This is a genomic window from Intestinimonas massiliensis (ex Afouda et al. 2020), from assembly GCF_001244995.1.
GTDB classification, from domain to species: Bacteria; Bacillota; Clostridia; order Oscillospirales; family Oscillospiraceae; genus Intestinimonas; species Intestinimonas massiliensis.
This window is the reverse complement of sequence record NZ_LN869529.1, coordinates 112024-130404: the sequence shown is the minus strand read 5'-3', so window position 1 is coordinate 130404 and position 18381 is coordinate 112024. Positions and strand designations below refer to the sequence as shown.

Sequence of the window (18381 nt, the reverse complement as noted above, 5' to 3'; positions counted from 1 at the left end):
GGCGGGATCTTCACTGGCGTCTGGACCCGCGAGGCTGTGAAGCCCGCCGAGTACGGCGTCACCTACAGGTATGACAACAGCGTTCCTGCTGTGGTCATGGCCACCCTGCCCACCAACAGCTACACCTACTCCGTCGGCCAGAAGGTCACGACGGCGGCAAAGCCTGAGGACGTTGTGGTTGGCGATTACATCTGGAAGTTCCAGACCTGGCAGCTAAACGGCGTCGATGTTGCCCCCAACACCCAGGTCGGGATGGTCCAGGGCGGCCTGACCTTCACCGGCATCTGGACCCGTGAGGCCATGAAGCCCGCCGAGTACACTGTCACCTTCGACGCCAACGGCGGCTCTGTGTCCCCGGCAAGCGCCATCACCGGCACAGACGGCAGACTGTCCGATCTGCCTACTCCGACCCGCAGCGGCAGCTACTCCTTTGACGGCTGGTACACCGCGGTAAGCGGCGGCGAGAAGGTAACGACCTCCACCGTCTTTACTGAGAACAGCACCATTTACGCTCACTGGACCCGCACTGGCGGCGGTTCTTCCGGCGGCTCCCACAGCGGCGGCTCTACATCCTACGCCATTACTGTGGCCGATGCCGAAAACGGCAGTGCGACCGCAAGCCGCAAGAGCGCCAGCAAGGGAACCACCATCACCGTAACCGCCACCCCCGATAAGGGCTATGAACTGGACACTTTGAAAGTCACCGACAAGAACGGCGACAAGGTGAAGCTCACCGAAAAGAACGGTAAATATACCTTCACCATGCCCGCTTCCGCTGTGACCGTCAAAGCCACCTTCACAAAGACCGCGGAGAATCCCTTCACCGATGTCAACGACGATGCCTACTACAAAGACGCTGTGATTTGGGCGGTGGAGAACGGTATCACGAAGGGCATCTCCGGCACCATGTTCAGCCCCGACGCAGCCTGTACCCGTGCCCAGGCTGTGACCTTCCTGTGGAGAGCCGCAGGCAGCCCCTCCCCCAAGAGCGGCGCCATGCCCTTCGGGGATGTTGCCGCGGACGCCTACTATCACGACGCGGTATTGTGGGCCGTGGAGAACGGCATTACCAAGGGCACCAGCGACACCACCTTTAGTCCCGATGTCAAGTGTACCCGTGCGCAGATCGTCACCTTCCTGTGGCGTGCCCAGAAGTCTCCCGCTGTGGCCTCTGTAAATGTTTTTACCGATGTGGCGGCAGACGCCTACTATGCGGACGCTGTGAACTGGGCCGTGGCAAAGGGGATCACCAGCGGGACCAGCGCCGCTACGTTCAGTCCCAATGCGGATTGCACCCGCGCACAGATCGTCACCTTCCTCTATCGGAGTCATAACGGCTGAGAGCAGCGAATCCGAATGGCGCACTTTTCTACAGGGGCAGGCCCTGTATCGTGCGCTCTGCGAAGCGAACAGCCCGGACTAATGAAGTCCGGGCTGTTTTGCGTCGCGTTGCTCCGCACAAGGGGCTGCACCCCTTGCACCGCTTGCGCATCTATCCCCGAGAACTTTGCAGCGGAAACAATCTGCTTTCAGCAGGCAGCTACCGCCGCAAGGTCGGAAAAATCCCATACCGTCAGCCAGGCCGTCTACTGAGAAGTAGACGGCCCTTTTCCTATCCTATCCATCCATTCTATCTGTCAGGAGGTATGCACCATATACGAAACGGAAGTCGAGAAGCGAAAAGCCGAGAAGATTTTTGCCCTGCCCGACGTGAAAGGCCTGCTCACGGAGGCCGTCAACGAACACAACTTTAATCCGTCTTGGGTGTACCGTCCTGGTTGAGCACCAGGGAGAAGATGGCCTCGTCCACCACCCGGAAGTGTTCCCGCATCATCCGCACCGCCTCCGGCCCGTTCCGGTCCACCAGTGCGAGCACGATGCCCTGGTGGGCATCCAGCAGTCGTTTACCCAGATCCTCGTTGGACATAATGCGCCGGTGCATGTCGTCGATAAAGCTGTCGATGGTCTCCGCCAGAGCGCGGAGGATCACCATGATGAGCCGGTTGCCCGATGCCTCTCCGATGATGCCGTGGAGTTCCTTGTCCAGCGCCACGCTCTGCTCCATTCCGGCCCCCCGCATCTCCCAGGCGATCTGCTCCAGCCGGGAAAGCTGCGCCTGGGCGATGCGCTCGGCAGCCAGCAGGATGGCCTGACTCTCCAGGCCCTGCCGCAGTTCGCTGATCTGCCGGTAATCGGTCTCGTTGAGCATCATCATCATCCGGGTGGACTCGGCCAGGTTTTTCTCCAGATTGCAGGATACGAAATTTCCCGCTCCCTGGGTGCTGGAGATGAAGCCCATCAGGCTCAGGGTCCGCATGGCCTCCCGCACGGAATTGCGCCCCACGCCCAGCAGCTCGGCCAGTTCCCTCTCCGGCGGGAGCTTCTCTCCCCGCTTCAGATCTCCCTTCAGAATCTCCCCCTGGATATAGTCGATCACCTTTTCATAGGCCTTCCCCTGGCCCACACTGTCTCTCATGGCACCGATTCAGCTCTTTCCTTATCATTTCTCTGTGTGTGCCGGGCGGCTGCCACATGGTTATAGGGAGACCGTCCGTTCTCCTGCCTGTGCATTTTGCCTATGTGTCTCATACTCCGGCCTCTATTTTTAATGATTATAGCATACCCCTTTGACATTTGGAAGGGATTTCTTTGCCCAAAATTTTCAAGGAAGCAACAAGGCTCCTTTTATTTCCAGTTCCGTCAGGAAAATCCGAAAGAGCCCCCGTCCACATGGAGAACCTGTCCAGTCATAAAAGCGGAATCCGGAGCGGCCAGGAACACGTAGGCCTCGGCCAGCTCAAAGGGCTGGCCGGCCCGGCCCATGGGTGTGGCATCGGTGCCGGAGCCAAAGGTCTCCAGCTCCTCCGCCGGTCGGGAGGCTGGCTGGAGCGGCGTCCACACCGGCCCCGGAGCCACGGCGTTCACCCGGATGCCCTCTCCCGCCAAAGCCCTGGCCAGAGAGCGGGTCAAGGAGACCACAGCCCCCTTGGTCGCGCTGTAGTCGATGAGCCGCTCCGCCCCCTGATAGGCGGTAATCGAGGTGGTGGTGATGATGGCGCTCCCCCGCTCCATCCCAGGCAGAGCGGCCTGGATCAGATAGAAATAGGACAGGATATTGGTCTGGAAGGTGTCGGAAAGCTGGTCGGCTCCGATGTCCAGGATGCTCGGCTGAACATACTGGACGGCGTGGTTGCACACCAGGATATCCAGCCGCTCAAACCGGTCCATCACCCTCCCCACCGTCCGGGCGCACTCGCTCTCCAGCCGCAGATCCGCCGGCAGCACCAGGCAGCCCCGGCCCTGGGCTTCCACCCGGCGGCGGGTCTCGGCGGCGTCCTTGTGCTCGTTGAGGTAGGAAATGGCCACGTCGGCCCCTTCCCGGGCAAAGGCCAGCGCCACCGCCCGGCCGATGCCGCTGTCTCCGCCGGTGATGAGGGCCGCTTTTCCCGCCAGTCTGCCGCTGCCCCGCACCGCCGGATTCTCCGCAAGGGGCGGCGGGTCCATGAGATATTCCAGGCCGGGCTGGCGCTCTTGATGCTGGGGCGGAAAGGTCAGCCCCACCTGTTCACACTCTCTGCGGTAACCTCTGTAAGGGTACGCTGGATACATAGGCTCGTGTCGCTCCCTCCTGCTGTCATATCCTATCCTATGCGGGAAGGTTCTGGCGGTTCCGGTCGCATTCTGTCGTCCCGGCGCATAAGATATCCTGTGGAACGGGGAATCCGGTCCCCTATCCACCCATCAATGGAGGGATGCATCATGTGCTGTAACAATTCTAACTGGGGCTGCGGATGCGGATGTAGGTGCGGCTGTGGGTGCCGCTGCAGATGCGGGTGTAGATGCTGCTGCGACCGCGACTGCGACCGCGACTGCGACTGCGACTGTGACCGCGACTGCGACCGCGACCGCGACTGTGACCGCGACCGCGACCGCGACCGTGACCGCGACCGCGACCGTGACCGTGACCGCGACCGTGACCGTGACCGCGACCGCGATCGCGACTGTGACTGGAACCGCAACCGGAATCGGAACCGCGACTGCGATACTTCCGATTTCGGCTGGGACCCGGCCTGGCTCTGTGAGGTCTGCCGGAACTCCGCCGCCGTCACGGCTGAGTCCGCCGCAGCCAGCGCCCAACGCACCTGCTGGGGCTGACGCCCCCGCCGCCCTTCCGGGCGGCGTACCTACCCTCCCGATGGAAAACAAGCCCCGGCGTCCTTTTGGGGATGTCGGGGCTCTTTTCCGTTTTGTACGATCCGCTCAGGAAAGCAGGATGCGGTCGTTGTCCAGGCCCTTGCCCACACCCGCCCGGAAGCGCTCCAGCAGGTCCTCCACCGTGAGGCCCGCCCGCTCCCTTCCGCCAATGTCTAAGACGATGCGCCCGCCGTCCATCATCAGGGTGCGGTTGCCCAGCTCCAGGGCGTTTTTCATGTTGTGGGTAATCATCAGGCAGGTGAGGCGCTCCCCCTCCACGATTTCCCGGGTGAGCCTGAGCACCTTCTCCGCCGTTCCCGGGTCCAGGGCGGCGGTGTGCTCGTCCAGCAGCAGCAGCTTGGGCGGCACCATGGTGGCCATCAGCAGGGTCAGCGCCTGCCTCTGGCCGCCGGAGAGCAATCCCACCGGCTGGCGCATCCGGTCCTCCAGCCCCATACCCAGCCGGGCGAGCTGTTCCCGGAACAGGGCCTTGTCGGCCTTGGACACCCGGCTGAAAAAGGAGCTCTGGTGCTTGGCGGTGCGCAGGTAGGCCAGAGCCAGATTCTCCTCGATGGTCATGTGGGGGGCGGTGCCCCGCATGGGGTCCTGGAACAGCCGGCCGATCCGGCGGCTGCGGCGGTAGGCCGGCTGATAGGTGATGTCCGCCCCGTCCAGGGTGATGCTGCCCGCGTCGATGAGGAAATCCCCGGCCACGGCGTTGAACAGGGTGGATTTCCCCGCCCCGTTGGAGCCCACGATGGTGACGAAATCCCCCGGCTCCAGCCGGAGGTCCACCCCCTCCAGGGCGGTTTTCTCGTTGACGGTGCCGGGATTGAAGGTCTTTGAGACCTGCTTCAGCTCCAGCATGTCACGCGCCCCCCTTTCCCGCGGCCGCCCGGCGGCGGCACTGGAAGCCCCACCACTGCTTCAGGGACGGGGCGGCGATGGCCAGCGCCACCACAATGGCGGTAACCAGCTTGAGGCAGTCGATGGGGATGGGGGAGCGCAGCACCAGGGCGTAGACGAAGCGGTAGAGGACGCTGCCCGCGATGACGGCCAGCGCCCCCCGGCGCATAGAGCCCCGGCCCACCACAGTCTCCCCGATGATGAGGCAGGCCAGGCCGATGACCACGATGCCGGTGCCGCCGTTGATGTCGGCGCTCTTCTGGGCCTGGCCCACCACCGCGCCGGACAGGGCGGTGAGGGAGTTGGAGATGCACAGGCCCACGGTGACGGTAAAGGTGGGGTTGATGGAGGAGGCCCGCACCATATCCCGGTTGTCGCCGGTGGCCCGGATGCTGAGGCCCAGCCGGGTCCCCAGAAAGCTCACCAGCAGGGCGCCCATAAGCAGGGTGATCCCTGCGGCCAGGACGGTCTCATACCAGTCCCCGCCCAGGCCGGTGGCCCGGAACAGGGAAAACACCGTCTCCTGCTTGAGCAGGCTGACGTTGGATTTCCACCCCATAGCCATCAGGTTGACGGTATAGAGCCCGGTATTGGTAACGATGCCCGCCAGGATGGGAGGCACCCCCAGCTTGGTCTGGAGAAAAGCGGTGACGAACCCGGCGCAGGCGCCCGCGGCCATGGCGGCGGGGACGGCCAGCATAGGATGGCCCGCGGCGGCCAGCGAGACCGACACGGCGGCCCCCAGGACGAAGGCTCCGTCGGTAGTCAGGTCGGCGATGTCCAGCACCCGGTAGCTGAGGAAGAGGGCCATGGCCACCAGCGCATACAGAAATCCCAGTTCCAGGGCGGTCTGGGCGATATAGAACACGGCAATCTGCCCCTTTCACGCGCCGACGCCCCCGGCTAGAGCCGGGGGGCGGCGTTTCCATGGTTCGGTTTTTATTCGGCGGTGGTGGTGACCTCCACCAGGTCGCCCATGTCGGCAAACACGGAGTAGTCGGCGCCCAGGGCGGCGGCGGTCTCGGTGTTGACGGTGATGATGCCGCCGGAGACCTTGTAGAAGTCCTCCAGGCCGTCCATGCCCGCGCTGAGGGCCTGCTCCACCAGATCGGCGGTCTGCGCTCCCAGGTCGGTGTAGTTGACGCCGCAGGTGGCGAAGGCGCCGTTACGGACGAAGGAGTCGGCCCCGGTGTAGTGGGGGATGCCGGCGGCGGCCAGGTCCTCGTAGATGGCCAGCTCGGCAGCCATGACCACGTTGTCGGTGGGGGTGAAGACGGCGTCCACCCCGTCGGCGATGAGGGAGCTGGCGGCGGCGATGACCTCGTCATTGGTGTTGGCGGTGGCCTCCACATAGGCGATGCCCTTGCCGTCCAGATAGGTCTTGGCCTCGGCGATGGGGGTGGCGGAATTGGTCTCGGACTTGGAGTAGAGCAGGCCCACCTTGGCGGTATCCGGGTTCTGGGCCAGCATCATATCCAGGATAAATTCGGTGTTCAGGGCGTCGCTGGTGCCGGTGAGGTAGTCGATGCCGGTCAGGTCGTTGTAGGCCGGATCGCTGACGGCGGCGAAGATGACGGGGATCTTGCTGTCCTCGGCGGCCACCACCATGACCTGGGCAGCCAGGGTGCCGATGGGGACAATGGCGCTGTACCCGTCCGCCACGATCTGGGACCCAATCTGGGTCAGGGTACTCTGGTCGTTCTGGCCGCTGAACACCTGATAGGTGATCTCCGCGCCCTTCTCGGCGGCGATCTCGTCCAGCCGGCCGGTGATGGCGTTGGCGATCTCATCCATAGAGGCGTGGTCGAGCTGCTTCACCACCGCCACTTTGTAGCCCTCCCCCGCGGCCGGGGCGCTCCCCGCGGGCGCGGAGGCGGAGGGCGAGGGGCTGGAGGCGGTCCCTCCGGAGCAGGCGGCCAGGGACAGGGTCAGGGCAACGGCGGCGGTCAGAGACAGCAACTTCTTCAGATTCAGCTTCTTCATGGTGTTTTTCTCCTTTTTTGAGTATTGGGCGGCAGATGGAGCCAGCAAAAGAAAAACGGCTTTTGTCCCCCTATGGGACAAAAGCCGTTCCAGCTTCTGCGATACCACCCAAATTGACGCCTGCGCGTCCACTCGCTTCACGCACCATCATGCGTGCCCGATGGATAACGGGTGGGGACCCGTCGGCATCTACTGGAGTCCTGCGGACCCGTTCAAGCCGCCCTCCGAAGTCCATTCACCGGTTCCCGCACGCCCCGCTTCCACCGTCCGGAGCTCGCTAAAGATTGGGACTGGCCGGTTACTTCTCTTCGTCACTGGTTTGGATGATTTACTTGTGGGTTATTATACGCAGGACGGGGCGGGTTGTCAACCCTTTTTTTCGAGGGTCTTTTTTCGCAGGAATTCAAACCTGGTCTCCGAGCAGACCACCGCCAGGAAGATCAGCACAAAGCCCAGGACCATGACGGCGTTGAGGTTCTCTTCTCCCACCAGGATGGAGCACAGTACGCCGAAGGGGGCCTCCAGACTGAGGAGCACCGCCGCCGTGGCAGGAGCCGTGTACTTCTGCCCGATGTTCTGGAACAGCAGGGCTCCACAGGAGGAAAAGACCACCAGATAGACCATGGCGAATACCGCGCCGCCGGACAGTCCAGCGGGGAAGGGCTCCCGAAAGACCAGGGCTCCGATCCAGGACCAGGCGGCAAACACCGCGAACTGGAGCACCGTGATGAGGAAGATGTCCCGGCCTTCGGCAAACTTGTTCACCGCCACGATGTGGGCGGCGAAGAAGAATCCGCCCGCCAGGGTAAGCATGTCCCCCAGATTGACGGCCAGCCCGCCGGAGCCCTTGGTGGTCAGCGCCACCATACCGATGCCCGCGATGCAGATAAAGGCGGCCAGAATGTTCCACTTGTCCGGCCGCCGCCCGGCGATGAGCCAGTATAAAAAAGGCACGATGACACAATATACCGCCGTCAGGAACGCGTTTTTGCCCGAGGTGGTACGGTCCAGGCCGAAGGTCTGGAAGGCATAGGCCAAAAACAAAAATGTACCGATGATGAGTCCGCTTTTCAGATAGTTCCGGTCCATCGCCCGCCAGGATTTCCAGCAGGCCAGGCCCAGCAGGACGGCCGCCGCCGTGAATCGGAAGGCCAGCAGGTAGAAGGGGGTGAAGCTGTCCAGCGAATGCTTCATCACCACGAAGGAGCTGCCCCAGATCACGGGAGCCAGGATCAGCATGGGCTTTGCCAGCTTTTTCAGCAGAGTCTCGTTCATCGTTGTATTGTCTCCTTCAACGTGGTAAGATACAAAAGCGGGGAGGTGGAACCGTGGGAAAACTGAGCCGGGACTTTTATGACCGTGACACCGTGCAGACCGCCCGGGCGCTTTTGGGCAAATATCTGGTGCGGCGCTGGCACGGTCTCTGGCTGGCTGGGCGCATCACCGAGACCGAGGCCTACGTGGGGGCGGTGGACAAGGCCTGCCACGCCTACGGCGGGCGGCGGACTCCCCGGACCGAGACCCTCTATGCCCCGCCCGGCACCGCCTATATCTACCTCATCTACGGTATGTACCACTGCCTCAATTTCGTCACCGAGCCCGCCGGCACCCCCAGCGCCGTGCTGCTCCGGGGCCTGGAGGCGGCGGAGGGCGCGGAGTTTTTGGCGCGCAACCGCTTCGGCAAGGCCCTGGCGGAGCTGACCCCCTATCAGAAAAAGAATTTCCTCAACGGCCCCGGCAAAGTATGCCGGGCCCTGGACCTGACCCGGGCCCAGAACGGCCTGGACCTCACCGGGGACGAGCTGTTTTTGTGGGACGCCGGAGAGGCCCCTCCGGCGGACATCCATGTGGGCAAGCGCATCGGCATCGACTATGCCGAGGAGGCCGTGGACTTTCCGTGGCGGTTTTATTTGTAGCAGAAGGACGTGAATCGTTTGCTTTTATTCGATCTGGACGGCACCCTCATCGACTCCAACGGCATCTGGGTGGAGGTGGACCTGGCCTTTCTGGGCCGCCACCCTGCCCCCACCAACAGTACGCCTACACCGTCGGCCACTCCATCTTTCCCGTGGCGGCCCAGTACACCAGGGATTACTACCATATGGACCTCTCCACCCAGGAAATCATGGACGAGTGGCTGTCCATGGCGGCGGACGCCTACGCCAGGGTGCCCCTCAAGCCCGGGGCGGGGGAATTTTTGGCCCGATGCCGGGACCGGGGGGAGCGGATGGCCCTGGTCACCGCCTGCGTGCCGGAGCTGTGCCGCTCGGCGCTGGCTCACCACGGCCTGGCCGACTGGTTCGAGGCCATCGTCTTCGCCCAGGACCTGGGCATGGAGAAGCGGGACCCCAGAGTATTCACGCTGACCGCCCAGCGGCTGGGGGTGGCCCCCGCCGACTGCACCCTCTATGAGGACGCCCCCGCTAACTGCGCCGCCGCCAAGGGCGTGGGCATGACGGTGGTGGGGGTATACGACCCCTTCTATGAGAATTATCAGGACCAGGTGCGGGAAAACAGCCACCGATACCTCCGGAGCTTCACTGAACTGCTGATGTGACGGAGACTGTCGAACCAGTGGCTGCGCCACTGGTTCGACAGTCTCCGTCGGGCGGCCAAAGGCCGCCCGTTTTTCATTCCGCCCTGGACATGTGCTGGGCGGCGGATTTGAGCATCAGCCGCTTGGTGCCACCCTTGTCGAAGGCGATCTCCACCAGGGCGTCGCCCCCCATGGGGGTCACGTTGAGGATCATGCCGGTGCCGAAGGCCCTGTGGACCACCGCGTCCCCCTTCTGGAAGGAGGGCAGGCTTGCGGGTGCTTTTGTCTCCGGCCGTCCCAGGCCGCCCCGCGGGGCGGACGGCGATCTCCGGGGAGACCCTACACGGCGCTCTTCCGATCTGGCAGGGAAAAATCGGTGTACGTCTGGGTGGGGAAAGATGTGTAGAAGAGGCAGCCGTAGGCGCTCGGCCGGTCCGCAGACGGGCTCCGCGTGCTTGGGGCGGTCCACCGCCCGGCCGCGTCGTCGTCCGGGGCGGACCAATAGCTGCGGCCGCTTGCCTGCACATACTCAGCGGGGATCTCCCCTACGAAGCGGGAGGGCCGGTTGGCGCTGGTGCGGCCGAAGAGCATGCGCTGGCTGGCGCAGGTGAGATGGAGCCGCTCCTTGGCGCGGGTCATGGCCACGTAGCACAGCCGCCGCTCCTCCTCCATCTCCTCGGTCTCGCCGATAGCCCGAATGCCAGGGAAGATCCCCTCCTCCACGCCGACCACAAAGACCACGGGGAATTCCAGCCCCTTGGCGGCGTGCATGGTCATCATCACCACGCAGTCCTCGTTGGGATCGTGGTTGTCCAGATCGGTATACAGGGCAATGGTGTCCAGGAAGCCCGCCAGGGTGGGCTCCCCCTCCGCATCCTCTATGTAGCTGTTAATGGAGGTCAAAAGCTCCCGCACGTTTTCCAGCCGGGTCCGGTCCTCCACCGTGTCCTTGGCCTCCAGCATGACGGCATAGCCGGTCCTGCTCACCACCTCCTCGTAGAAGTCAGGCAGGGGCAGCTCCACCGCCTGGCGGCGCAGACCGCTCATCAGATCGGCAAACTGAGCCAGCCGGGCGGCGGCCTTCTGGAGCTCGGGGTAGGCCCGGGCGTTCCGGATGACCTCCCACACCGGGCGGTGCTCCGCCGCCGCGATGGCCTGGGCCCGCTGGACGGTGGCGGGCCCGATCCCCCGGGGCGGGTTGTTGAGGATGCGCACCAGCCGCAGGTCGTCGGCGGGGTTGTTCACCGCGCACAGGTAGGCCAGCATGTCCTTGACCTCCGCCCGGTCGAAGAACCGGGTGCCGCCGATGATGCGGTAGGGCACGCCGTTGCGCTTGAAGGCCTGCTCAATCTGGTTGGACTGGGCGTTCATCCGGTAGAGCACTGCGTGGTCCTTCCAGCGGCGGCCCTGGGCGAAATCCCCCAGGATCTGGGCCGCCACGTACTGGGCCTCGTCGCTCTCGTTCATGGCGGTGTAGACCTGGACCTTGTCGCCGGCGGCGTGGTCGGTCCACAGCTCCTTGCCCTTGCGGCCCTGGTTGTTGCGGATCACCGCGTTGGAGGCCCCCAGGATGTTCTGGGTGGAGCGGTAGTTCTGCTCCAGCCGGATGACCCGGGCCCCCTGATACTGGTGCTCAAAGGAGAGGATGTTCTCGATGGTGGCCCCCCGGAAGCGGTAGATGGACTGGTCGTCGTCGCCCACCACGCAGATGTTCTCCCATTTCCCCGCCAGCAGGGCGGCCAACTGGTACTGGAGGTTGTTGGTGTCCTGATACTCGTCGATGAGCACATAGCGGAACTTGTTCTGGTAGTAGCCGCGCACGTCCTCAAAGTCCCGCAGCAGACGCACCGTGTCCAGGATCAGGTCGTCGAAATCCAGGGCGTTGGCCTCCCGGAGGCGGCGCTCATACTCCACGTAGACCTTGGCGATCTTGGTCAGGCGGAAATCCCCCGCCTTTTCGCACTGGGCCAGGTACTCCGGTCCGGAGAGCATGGAATCCTTGGCCCGGGAGATGGCGGAGAGCACCGACCGGGCGGGAAAGGCCTTATCGTCGATGCGCTGGTCCTTCAGCACATCCTTGACCACCCGCTCGGAGTCGGCGGAGTCGTAGATGGTGAAGGAGCGGTCAAAGCCCAGCTTCTCGATGTCCCGGCGCAGAATCTTCACGCAGGCGGAGTGGAAGGTGGAGGCCCACACGTCGTTGGCGGTGGGGCCCAGCATCCGCTCCAACCGCTCCTTCAACTCCCCGGCCGCCTTGTTTGTGAAGGTGATGGCGATGATGGACCAGGGCATGGCGGGCTCCAGCTTACACAGCCTTTCCGCCTCCGGTTTGCCGTCGGGGAGAGGGTGGGCGGCATAGGCCTCCAGAAAGGCCAGGTCGTCCTCGGTCACCCAGCCGGGCACCTCGTCCGAGTCCGAGCCCCTTCCATATTTCATCAGATTGGCGACGCGGTGGATGAGCACGGTGGTCTTGCCGCTGCCCGCTCCGGCCAGCAGCAGCAGTGGGCCTTCCGTGGCCAGGGCGGCTCTGCGCTGCTCCGGGTTCAGGGTGGGAAAGTCCAGCCCGATGACCGCCCGGCGCGCCCTGCAAAACCGCAGCTCCTGTTCTTGATTCAGCATGTTCTCACCAGGTCCTTTTCTCATGTGACAATAGTAGTTATTGTATAATAAAACCGCCGGCTGGTCAAGGACCCCGGGCTACGCCCGCTCCTGCATCAGGATTCCTCCTTTCCTCCCAGTATACCACTTTACAGGGCCGGGGTATCCTGATAAAATGGTCTGGACTCCATCCCAAGGAGGAATGCTCCATGATTCCGATGCGCGCCCGGGACTGCGGCCTGACGGTGGGCTCGCTGCCCACTGGCCCCCGGAACAAAATCACCGACGTGCCCGGCGTACTGGTGGGTCACTGCACGGTGGACACCTCCGACCACAAGACCGGGGTGACGGTGGTGCTCCCCGGGTCCCAGAACCCCTTTACTCACAAGCTGCCCGCCGCCGTGTGCCAGTACAACGGCTTCGGCAAGACCACCGGCCTGATGCAACTGTCCGAGCTGGGGACGCTGGAGACCCCCATTGCCCTGACCAACACCCTCAACGTGGGGCTGGTCCACGACGCCATCGTGGAATATATGCTCCAGCGGTGCCAGGCGGAGGGGGTGGAGCTGCACTCAGTGAACCCCGTGGTGGGGGAGTGCAACGACGCCACTCTCAACCGCATTGCGGAGCGCTGCGTGGGTCGGGAGCAGGTCTTCGCCGCCCTGGCTGCCGCCGCCCCGGATTTTGACGAGGGGGATGTGGGCGCGGGCAAGGGCACCATCTGCCATGGTCTCAAGGGAGGCATCGGCTCCGCCTCCCGGGTGCTGGAATACGACGGGCGGATCTATACGATGGGCCTTCTGGTCCAGTCCAATCACGGTGTGCTGTCCGACCTGACGGTCTGTGGGCGCCGTATCGGCCCCGCGCTGGCCCAAAGGCTGGAGACCCGCAAGGCCGACCAGGGCTCCCTCCTGGCGGTGTTGGCTACCGACCTGCCCCTGGACGCCCGGCAACTGGGCCGGGTGGCCCAGCGCATCAGCGTGGGCCTGGCCCGGATGGGCTCCTACGTCGGCCACGGCAGCGGCGAGGTCTTTCTCGCCTTCTCCACCGCCAATCCCTTCCAGGTTCAGGCGGAGAACGCCGTGCGTCCGGTCTCCGCCTTCCACGAGGAAAAGCTGGACGGGCCCTTCCGGGCGGCGGCGGAGTGCGCTGAGGAGGCCGTACTCAACTCCCTGCTCACCGCCCGGACGGTGGTGGGCTGGCAGGGCCACAGGGCCGTGGCCCTCACCGATCTCTGGAGGCCGTAGGGCTCCTAAAAAGAAGTATTTGGAGGCAGACATGAGGCAAGGACAAAGGTGTTCTAACAGCAAGTTCAACAGCTCCATCGGCGTCATCCTGGCGGCGGTGGGTTCCGCCGTGGGCATGGGCAACATCTGGCTCTTCCCCTATCGGGTGGGGCAATACGGCGGCGGGGCCTTTCTGGTTCCCTATTTTCTCTTTGTGGCCCTGTTTTCCTATGTAGGTCTCTCCGGCGAGTTTGCCCTGGGGCGGCTCACCGGCTGCGGTACCCGCGGCGCCTTTGACTACGCCCTCCAGACCCGGGGCAGACGGGGCGGGAGCCTGATCGGCATCCTCCCCGTCCTGGGCGTGCTGGGCATCGCCATCGGCTACTCCGTGGTGGTGGGCTGGGTGCTCAACTACACCGTGGGCTCCCTCACCGGGGCGGTGCTGACCACCGATGCGGCGGACTACTTCGGAACGCTGGCCGTCTCCTTCGGCTCCGTCCCCTGGCACCTCATCGCCGTGACCGCCACGGCGGTCATCCTCATCCTGGGGGTATCCGCCGGCATCGAGAAAATCAGCAAATTCATGATGCCGGTCTTTTTCCTGCTCTTTCTGATCATCGCCGTGCGGGTGGCCTTTCTTCCCGGCGCCGCGGCAGGCTACCGCTACCTGCTGGCCCCCGACTGGAGCTTCCTCCGGAAGCCCGAGACCTGGGTCATGGCCATGGGACAGGCCTTCTTCTCCCTGTCCATCAACGGGGCTGGGATGCTCATCTATGGCAGCTACATGAAAAAGTCCGAGGACATTGTCCACCACTCGGTGATGACCGCCCTGCTGGACACGCTGGCCGCCCTGCTGGCGGGCTTCGCCATCCTTCCGGCGGTCTTTTCCTTCGGCATCGCCCCCAACTCGGGGCCCGCCCTTATGTTCATCACCCTCCCCCGGGTCTTTCAGCAGATGCCCGGCGGCCGGGTGCTGGCGATGCTCTTCTTCCTCTCGGTCCTCTTCGCCGGCATCACCTCCCTCATCAACATGCTGGAGGCGGTGAGCGACTGTCTGGGCCAGGGGCTGGGGCTGCCCCGCACTCTGTCCACCCTTCTGGTGGGAGCGGTGGTCTTTGGGGTGGGCCTCTTCCTGGAGGCTCTGCCCGACATGGGGGCCTGGATGGACCTGATCACCATCTATATCGCCCCCTTCGGGGCCGTGCTGGGTGCGGTGTTCATCTACTGGGTGCTGGGGCTGGGCCCCCTGCGGCAGGAGCTCATGCTGGGCCGGGAACGGCCTTTGTGGAGGGGATTCGGCCTTCTGGCCCACCTCTACGTGGTGCTCACCGCCGCCGTATGGGTGCTGGGCATCGTATACGGCGGGATCGGATAAAACAGCAGCGCGGACCGCTCCTGCGGTCCGCGCTGTTGTTACCACCGGCCGGTCCACTCCTTGAACTCGTCCCACAGCTCCATGGCCTTGAACTTGACCACATAGCCCTCGGTTTCGCCGGTAATGAGGGCGACCTCCGACCGGGTGAACCCGCCGGTGCAGGCAGTCTCCTCCACCGTCTCGGTCACCGAGCCCAGGCACAGGGGCGGGAACACCACGCACCACCAGTTGCGGCCCTCCCCCTCCCCGATGACGATGCGCAGGGCGGTGTAGCTCCCGGCGGGCAGGGAAAAATCGGTGTACGTCTTGGTGGGGAACCAGACGTTGGGCTCCAGGGAGGCGGACACCGGATAGTCGTACCCGGCCTCCCGGACCACCTGGGCTCCGGCCTCGGCCAGCGCGGGCAGATACTCCGTCAGCTCCGCCGCCGCCTCCTCCACCGTCTGCCCCGCCTGAAAATACCCGGCGGCCTCCTCCAGGATGCGGTCCCGGACCCGGAGCTTCAGGGCCTGGTCGGCCTCCGTGTCCGAGTTGGCGATCACATGCAGCCGGATCACCTTGTCCGACAGGGCGGCCTGCTCCCGATCCAGCCACACCCCCGCCAGGAGGGCCGCGGCCACTCCCACCAGAAGGGCCAGCTCCCACCGGCGCAGGCGGCCCCGTTCTCTCAGCATTGCGGTATCCATAAAAAATCACCTTCCACTATGTAATTGCCTACATTGTGGACGGTGATGTTTTATTTTATACCGTTTCCGTCAAAAAAGTGTCCCGATAGGTCTCCCCGAGCTCCCGCCGGGCCCGCTCAGCTCCGGCAGCGCAGTCGAAGAGTCCGAATACCGTGGGGCCGGTGCCGCTCATACCCGCCCCCAGGGCACCATGGCCCACCAGAAGCTGCCGGATGGCGGCCACCTCAGCCCGCAGCCGGGGGGGGAGCACGTCCTCAAAGACGTTGTAGACCCGCCGGGCCACCCCGCCCAGGTCTCCGGCCTCCAGGGCGGCGAGCATCCCGTCGGTGTCCGGGTGGTGGCGCAGGCGCACGCTGTCGATCTGCCGGAAGAGCTCCGGGGTGGAGATGGAAAAGTTCGGCTTACACACTACCACCGTACAGCGGGGCAGCGGGGCCAGCGGCGTGAGGACCTCCCCCCGTCCCTCCGCCAGGGCGGTGCCGCCCAACACGCAGTAGGGCACGTCGGAGCCCACCGCCTCCCCCACCCGGGCCAGCTCCGGAAGAGACAGGCCCGCCCCGGTGCAGTCGTTGAGGGCCCGGAGGACGGCGGCGGCGTCGGAGCTGCCGCCTCCCATCCCGGCGCAGACCGGGATGTGCTTTTCCAGGGAAATATGCGCGCCGCCCAGGTCCCGGCCGGTGGCCTCCTGGAACCGCAGCAGAGCGGAGGCCGCCAGGTTCTTCTCGCCCGTGGGGAGAAAGCCCAGATTGGCGGAGGCTCGCACCCCGTCCCCCGTCCCCGTCTCCAGGGTAATGACGTCGGCCAGGGCCACCGAGGTCATCACCATGCGCAGGTCGTGGTAGCCGTCGCTCCGCCGCCCCAGCACGTCCAGGGTCAGATTCAGTTTGGCATGGGCCAGGGCAGTCAGGATGGGCATGGCGCGTTTCCCCCTCGTTTTATGCTATGTAGCGGGATTCAGCGGATCTTCCGCCCCTCCAGATAGAACCGCTTGTCCTGGGCCTCGCCCATGGAGAAGGTCTTGCGGGGGAGCACCCCGTCGTGGATGACGGTGGGGAAGAGCTCCTCCTTGGCCATGGCGGGCAGCAGGAAGCCCAGATTGCCCGGCCGGGCGGCCAGCTCCCGCACCACGTCGGCCCCGTGGATGTAGTCGAGGCGGCCGGGGTGGCTCTCCAGCCAGCCGTCCAGGAAGGCCTGGAGGGTGCCCACCGGGAGCTGGTGGGCCGGCTGGGGCACGGTGACTGCCCCGGAGCCCCCCTCCCACACATAGCGCAGGACGTGGCCCTCCCCCGTGCCGGCGTAAGCGCCGGGGAAGGCGGCGGTCAGGTCGGCCAGCAGGGCCCCGGGGTCCACGCCGAAGAGCACCCGGTGGATGGGCTCAAACTCCAGGGAGTCGTCGTGGAGGTTGACCAGCTCTACCAGGGCATACCGGGCGGGCAGGGCGGCCCGCCGGTCCTCCGGGACCAGGGTCTTCTGCCGCTCATAGCAGGCCTTGGCGGTGGCCAGAGAGTGATTGCCGTCCCCCATGGCGTAGAGCATGACGGGCTTATCCTTCGTGCCGTAGCGGGCGTGGAAGGCGGCGGGGTCGGACAGGGCCCGCAGGGCGGCGGCCACCGCCCCCTGCTCCGCCTCCCCCAGCAGCCAGCCCCGCAGGTGGCCGGAATGCTCCATCAGCTCGAAGTCGTAGACCGGCTCCAGCCGGTCCCGGAGGGCGGTCAGAGGCTCGATGACGGTCCGGCCCGGATCGTCGGCGAGGACCATGGCGTGGGGCAGCTCGATGGGGGCGTTCTTCCGTACCGCCACCCGGGGTGGGATGCGGCTGAGCACCGTACCCTCGGTGGCCCGGATCAGGGTGTCGGCCCCCGGCTCGTAGTCGTACTGCTCTAAGTCCACCATGCCCACCACGCCCCGGCGGACCCGGCCGCTCTCCAGCGTACGCTCCACATAGATCATGGCGTGCTCCAGGGTGCGGAAGCGCCCCTCCCGAAGATAGCGGCTCATGGTGTTGTTGATGTCCAGAATGTCGGTCTCCACGCTGGGGCCCTCCAGGGAGCTCTCCGGCAGGATCAGATGAAGGGCGGAGGGAGCGTTGCCCACGAAAAATTCCACCCGCTGCCAATACTCCGGCTGAGAGGTGTATTGGTCACAGGCCACCACCGCCCACTTGGTCAGGTCGCAGTCCCGGGGCAAAAGGATGTCGGCCGGGTAAAAGCCCAGGCCCTGGAATCGCTCGTCCATATGGTTTTCCCCCTCTCGCGTCTCTTCTCAGTCCAGAACGGCCTTGATGGCGGCCAGCAGGTCGCTGAATTCCTCATAGGCGGGCAGCTCCGGGTGGTCGGCCCTGATCTTGTCCGTGCTCTTGAACAGGAAGCCCGCCTTGCTGGCCTGGATCATACCCAGGTCGTTGTAGCTGTCCCCGCTGGCGATGGTCTCGTAGCCGATGGACTGCAGCGCCTTCACCGTGGTCAGCTTGGACTGCGCGCAGCGCATCCGAAAGCCGGTGATCTCCCCGCCGGGGGCCACCTCCAGGGTGTTGCAGAAGAGGGTGGGCCAGCCCAGCTTTTCCATCAGGGGCTTGGCAAACTGCTCGAAGGTGTCGCTGAGGATGATGACCTGGGTGAGGGTGCGAAGCTCGTCCAGGAACGCCTTGGCCCCGGGCAGGGGGTCGATTTTGGCGATGGTGGCCTGAATCTCTTTCAGGCCCAGGCCGTGCTCCTTCAGGATGGCCAGCCGGTACTGCATCAGCTTGTTGTAGTCCGGCTCGTCCCGGGTGGTGCGCTTCAGCTCCGGGATGCCGCTGGCCTCGGCAAAGGCGATCCAGATCTCCGGCACCAGCACGCCTTCCATATCCAGACATACGAGATTCATGGTGGTTGCTCC

At 64.8% G+C, this 18381-nt stretch carries 17 protein-coding genes; 5 read left to right on the top strand and 12 right to left on the bottom strand.

What is annotated here, in order from left to right; genetic code table 11:
- A partial coding sequence (locus BN2154_RS04755) for an S-layer homology domain-containing protein (RefSeq protein WP_195892311.1) occupies positions 1-1341 on the top strand: 1341 nt, incomplete at its 5' end.
- A gap of 409 nt (positions 1342-1750) precedes the next feature.
- Here BN2154_RS04755 and BN2154_RS04750 read toward each other — a convergent pair.
- The 6 genes from BN2154_RS04750 to BN2154_RS04725 all read right to left on the bottom strand — a co-directional run bounded on the left by BN2154_RS04750 (position 1751) and on the right by BN2154_RS04725 (position 8358).
- On the bottom strand, positions 1751-2476 hold the full coding sequence (locus tag BN2154_RS04750; RefSeq protein WP_050617734.1) for a FadR/GntR family transcriptional regulator: 726 nt from the start codon (positions 2474-2476) through the stop codon (positions 1751-1753).
- Positions 2477-2700: 224 nt separating this feature from the next.
- A complete protein-coding gene (locus tag BN2154_RS04745; protein ID WP_050617733.1) occupies positions 2701-3609 on the bottom strand; it encodes an SDR family oxidoreductase in 909 nt (302 codons plus the stop codon).
- Positions 3610-4260: 651 nt separating this feature from the next.
- Positions 4261-5061 (bottom strand): ABC transporter ATP-binding protein, encoded by an 801-nt coding sequence (locus BN2154_RS04740; protein WP_050617732.1) that lies wholly within the window; start codon positions 5059-5061, stop codon positions 4261-4263.
- A 1-nt stretch (position 5062) separates the two neighbouring features.
- Positions 5063-5968: an ABC transporter permease gene (locus BN2154_RS04735; protein WP_050617731.1), complete on the bottom strand. Its 906-nt coding sequence runs from the start codon at positions 5966-5968 to the stop codon at positions 5063-5065.
- 71 nt (positions 5969-6039) lie between these two features.
- On the bottom strand, positions 6040-7083 hold the full coding sequence (locus BN2154_RS04730; RefSeq protein WP_050617730.1) for an ABC transporter substrate-binding protein: 1044 nt from the start codon (positions 7081-7083) through the stop codon (positions 6040-6042).
- Between the two features lie 366 nt (positions 7084-7449).
- A complete protein-coding gene (locus BN2154_RS04725) occupies positions 7450-8358 on the bottom strand; it encodes a DMT family transporter (RefSeq protein WP_050617729.1) in 909 nt (302 codons plus the stop codon).
- 53 nt (positions 8359-8411) lie between these two features.
- On the opposite strand from BN2154_RS04725, the gene BN2154_RS04720 reads away from it, so the two are divergent.
- Both BN2154_RS04720 and BN2154_RS04715 read left to right on the top strand, forming a co-directional pair.
- Positions 8412-8999 (top strand): DNA-3-methyladenine glycosylase, encoded by a 588-nt coding sequence (locus BN2154_RS04720; RefSeq protein WP_050617728.1) that lies wholly within the window; start codon positions 8412-8414, stop codon positions 8997-8999.
- 152 nt (positions 9000-9151) lie between these two features.
- Positions 9152-9640, top strand: a complete 489-nt coding sequence (locus BN2154_RS04715) for an HAD family hydrolase (protein WP_242853696.1) — start codon at positions 9152-9154, stop codon at positions 9638-9640.
- A 73-nt stretch (positions 9641-9713) separates the two neighbouring features.
- Here the strand turns inward: BN2154_RS04715 and BN2154_RS16235 are convergent, their stop codons facing one another.
- Positions 9714-9860, bottom strand: coding sequence for a hypothetical protein (locus BN2154_RS16235; RefSeq protein WP_242853695.1), 147 nt, complete (start codon positions 9858-9860; stop codon positions 9714-9716).
- A 98-nt stretch (positions 9861-9958) separates the two neighbouring features.
- Positions 9959-12262, bottom strand: a complete 2304-nt coding sequence (locus tag BN2154_RS04710; RefSeq protein WP_094762364.1) for an ATP-dependent helicase — start codon at positions 12260-12262, stop codon at positions 9959-9961.
- Between the two features lie 164 nt (positions 12263-12426).
- Here BN2154_RS04710 and BN2154_RS04705 point away from each other — a divergent pair, with 164 nt between their 5' ends.
- Together BN2154_RS04705 and BN2154_RS04700 are read left to right on the top strand one after the other, a co-directional pair.
- Entirely contained in the window at positions 12427-13464 is a 1038-nt protein-coding gene (locus BN2154_RS04705) for a P1 family peptidase (protein ID WP_242853694.1), read from the top strand.
- A gap of 31 nt (positions 13465-13495) precedes the next feature.
- On the top strand, positions 13496-14818 hold the full coding sequence (locus BN2154_RS04700; protein WP_050617727.1) for a sodium-dependent transporter: 1323 nt from the start codon (positions 13496-13498) through the stop codon (positions 14816-14818).
- A 38-nt stretch (positions 14819-14856) separates the two neighbouring features.
- On the opposite strand, the gene spoIIR is transcribed toward BN2154_RS04700, so the two are convergent.
- From spoIIR to thrH, 4 genes are read right to left on the bottom strand one after another with little or no spacing between them, the layout of a single operon-like run.
- Complete coding sequence (gene spoIIR / locus BN2154_RS04695; RefSeq protein WP_238074215.1) at positions 14857-15504, bottom strand: stage II sporulation protein R; 648 nt, start codon at positions 15502-15504, stop codon at positions 14857-14859.
- 55 nt (positions 15505-15559) lie between these two features.
- Complete coding sequence (gene ispE, locus BN2154_RS04690; protein ID WP_050617726.1) at positions 15560-16420, bottom strand: 4-(cytidine 5'-diphospho)-2-C-methyl-D-erythritol kinase; 861 nt, start codon at positions 16418-16420, stop codon at positions 15560-15562.
- Between the two features lie 38 nt (positions 16421-16458).
- Positions 16459-17739, bottom strand: coding sequence for a DUF1015 domain-containing protein (locus tag BN2154_RS04685; RefSeq protein WP_050617725.1), 1281 nt, complete (start codon positions 17737-17739; stop codon positions 16459-16461).
- Between the two features lie 27 nt (positions 17740-17766).
- Positions 17767-18369: a bifunctional phosphoserine phosphatase/homoserine phosphotransferase ThrH gene (gene thrH, locus BN2154_RS04680; RefSeq protein ID WP_050617724.1), complete on the bottom strand. Its 603-nt coding sequence runs from the start codon at positions 18367-18369 to the stop codon at positions 17767-17769.
- Between the last annotated feature and the right edge of the window lie 12 nt (positions 18370-18381).

What these genes read in the sequence shown, in the direction of transcription:
- BN2154_RS04750 (WP_050617734.1), bottom strand. Translation starts at nt 2,476, where the DNA reads ATGAGAGACAGTGTGGGCCAGGGGAAGGCCTATGAAAAGGTGATCGAC.
- BN2154_RS04745 (WP_050617733.1), bottom strand. Translation starts at nt 3,609, where the DNA reads ATGTATCCAGCGTACCCTTACAGAGGTTACCGCAGAGAGTGTGAACAG.
- BN2154_RS04740 (WP_050617732.1), bottom strand. Translation starts at nt 5,061, where the DNA reads ATGCTGGAGCTGAAGCAGGTCTCAAAGACCTTCAATCCCGGCACCGTC.
- BN2154_RS04730 (WP_050617730.1), bottom strand. Translation starts at nt 7,083, where the DNA reads ATGAAGAAGCTGAATCTGAAGAAGTTGCTGTCTCTGACCGCCGCCGTT.
- BN2154_RS04725 (WP_050617729.1), bottom strand. Translation starts at nt 8,358, where the DNA reads ATGAACGAGACTCTGCTGAAAAAGCTGGCAAAGCCCATGCTGATCCTG.
- BN2154_RS04710 (WP_094762364.1), bottom strand. Translation starts at nt 12,262, where the DNA reads ATGAGAAAAGGACCTGGTGAGAACATGCTGAATCAAGAACAGGAGCTG.
- BN2154_RS04705 (WP_242853694.1), top strand. Translation starts at nt 12,427, where the DNA reads ATGATTCCGATGCGCGCCCGGGACTGCGGCCTGACGGTGGGCTCGCTG.
- BN2154_RS04700 (WP_050617727.1), top strand. Translation starts at nt 13,496, where the DNA reads ATGAGGCAAGGACAAAGGTGTTCTAACAGCAAGTTCAACAGCTCCATC.
- spoIIR (WP_238074215.1), bottom strand. Translation starts at nt 15,504, where the DNA reads ATGGATACCGCAATGCTGAGAGAACGGGGCCGCCTGCGCCGGTGGGAG.
- ispE (WP_050617726.1), bottom strand. Translation starts at nt 16,420, where the DNA reads ATGCCCATCCTGACTGCCCTGGCCCATGCCAAACTGAATCTGACCCTG.
- BN2154_RS04685 (WP_050617725.1), bottom strand. Translation starts at nt 17,739, where the DNA reads ATGGACGAGCGATTCCAGGGCCTGGGCTTTTACCCGGCCGACATCCTT.
- thrH (WP_050617724.1), bottom strand. Translation starts at nt 18,369, where the DNA reads ATGAATCTCGTATGTCTGGATATGGAAGGCGTGCTGGTGCCGGAGATC.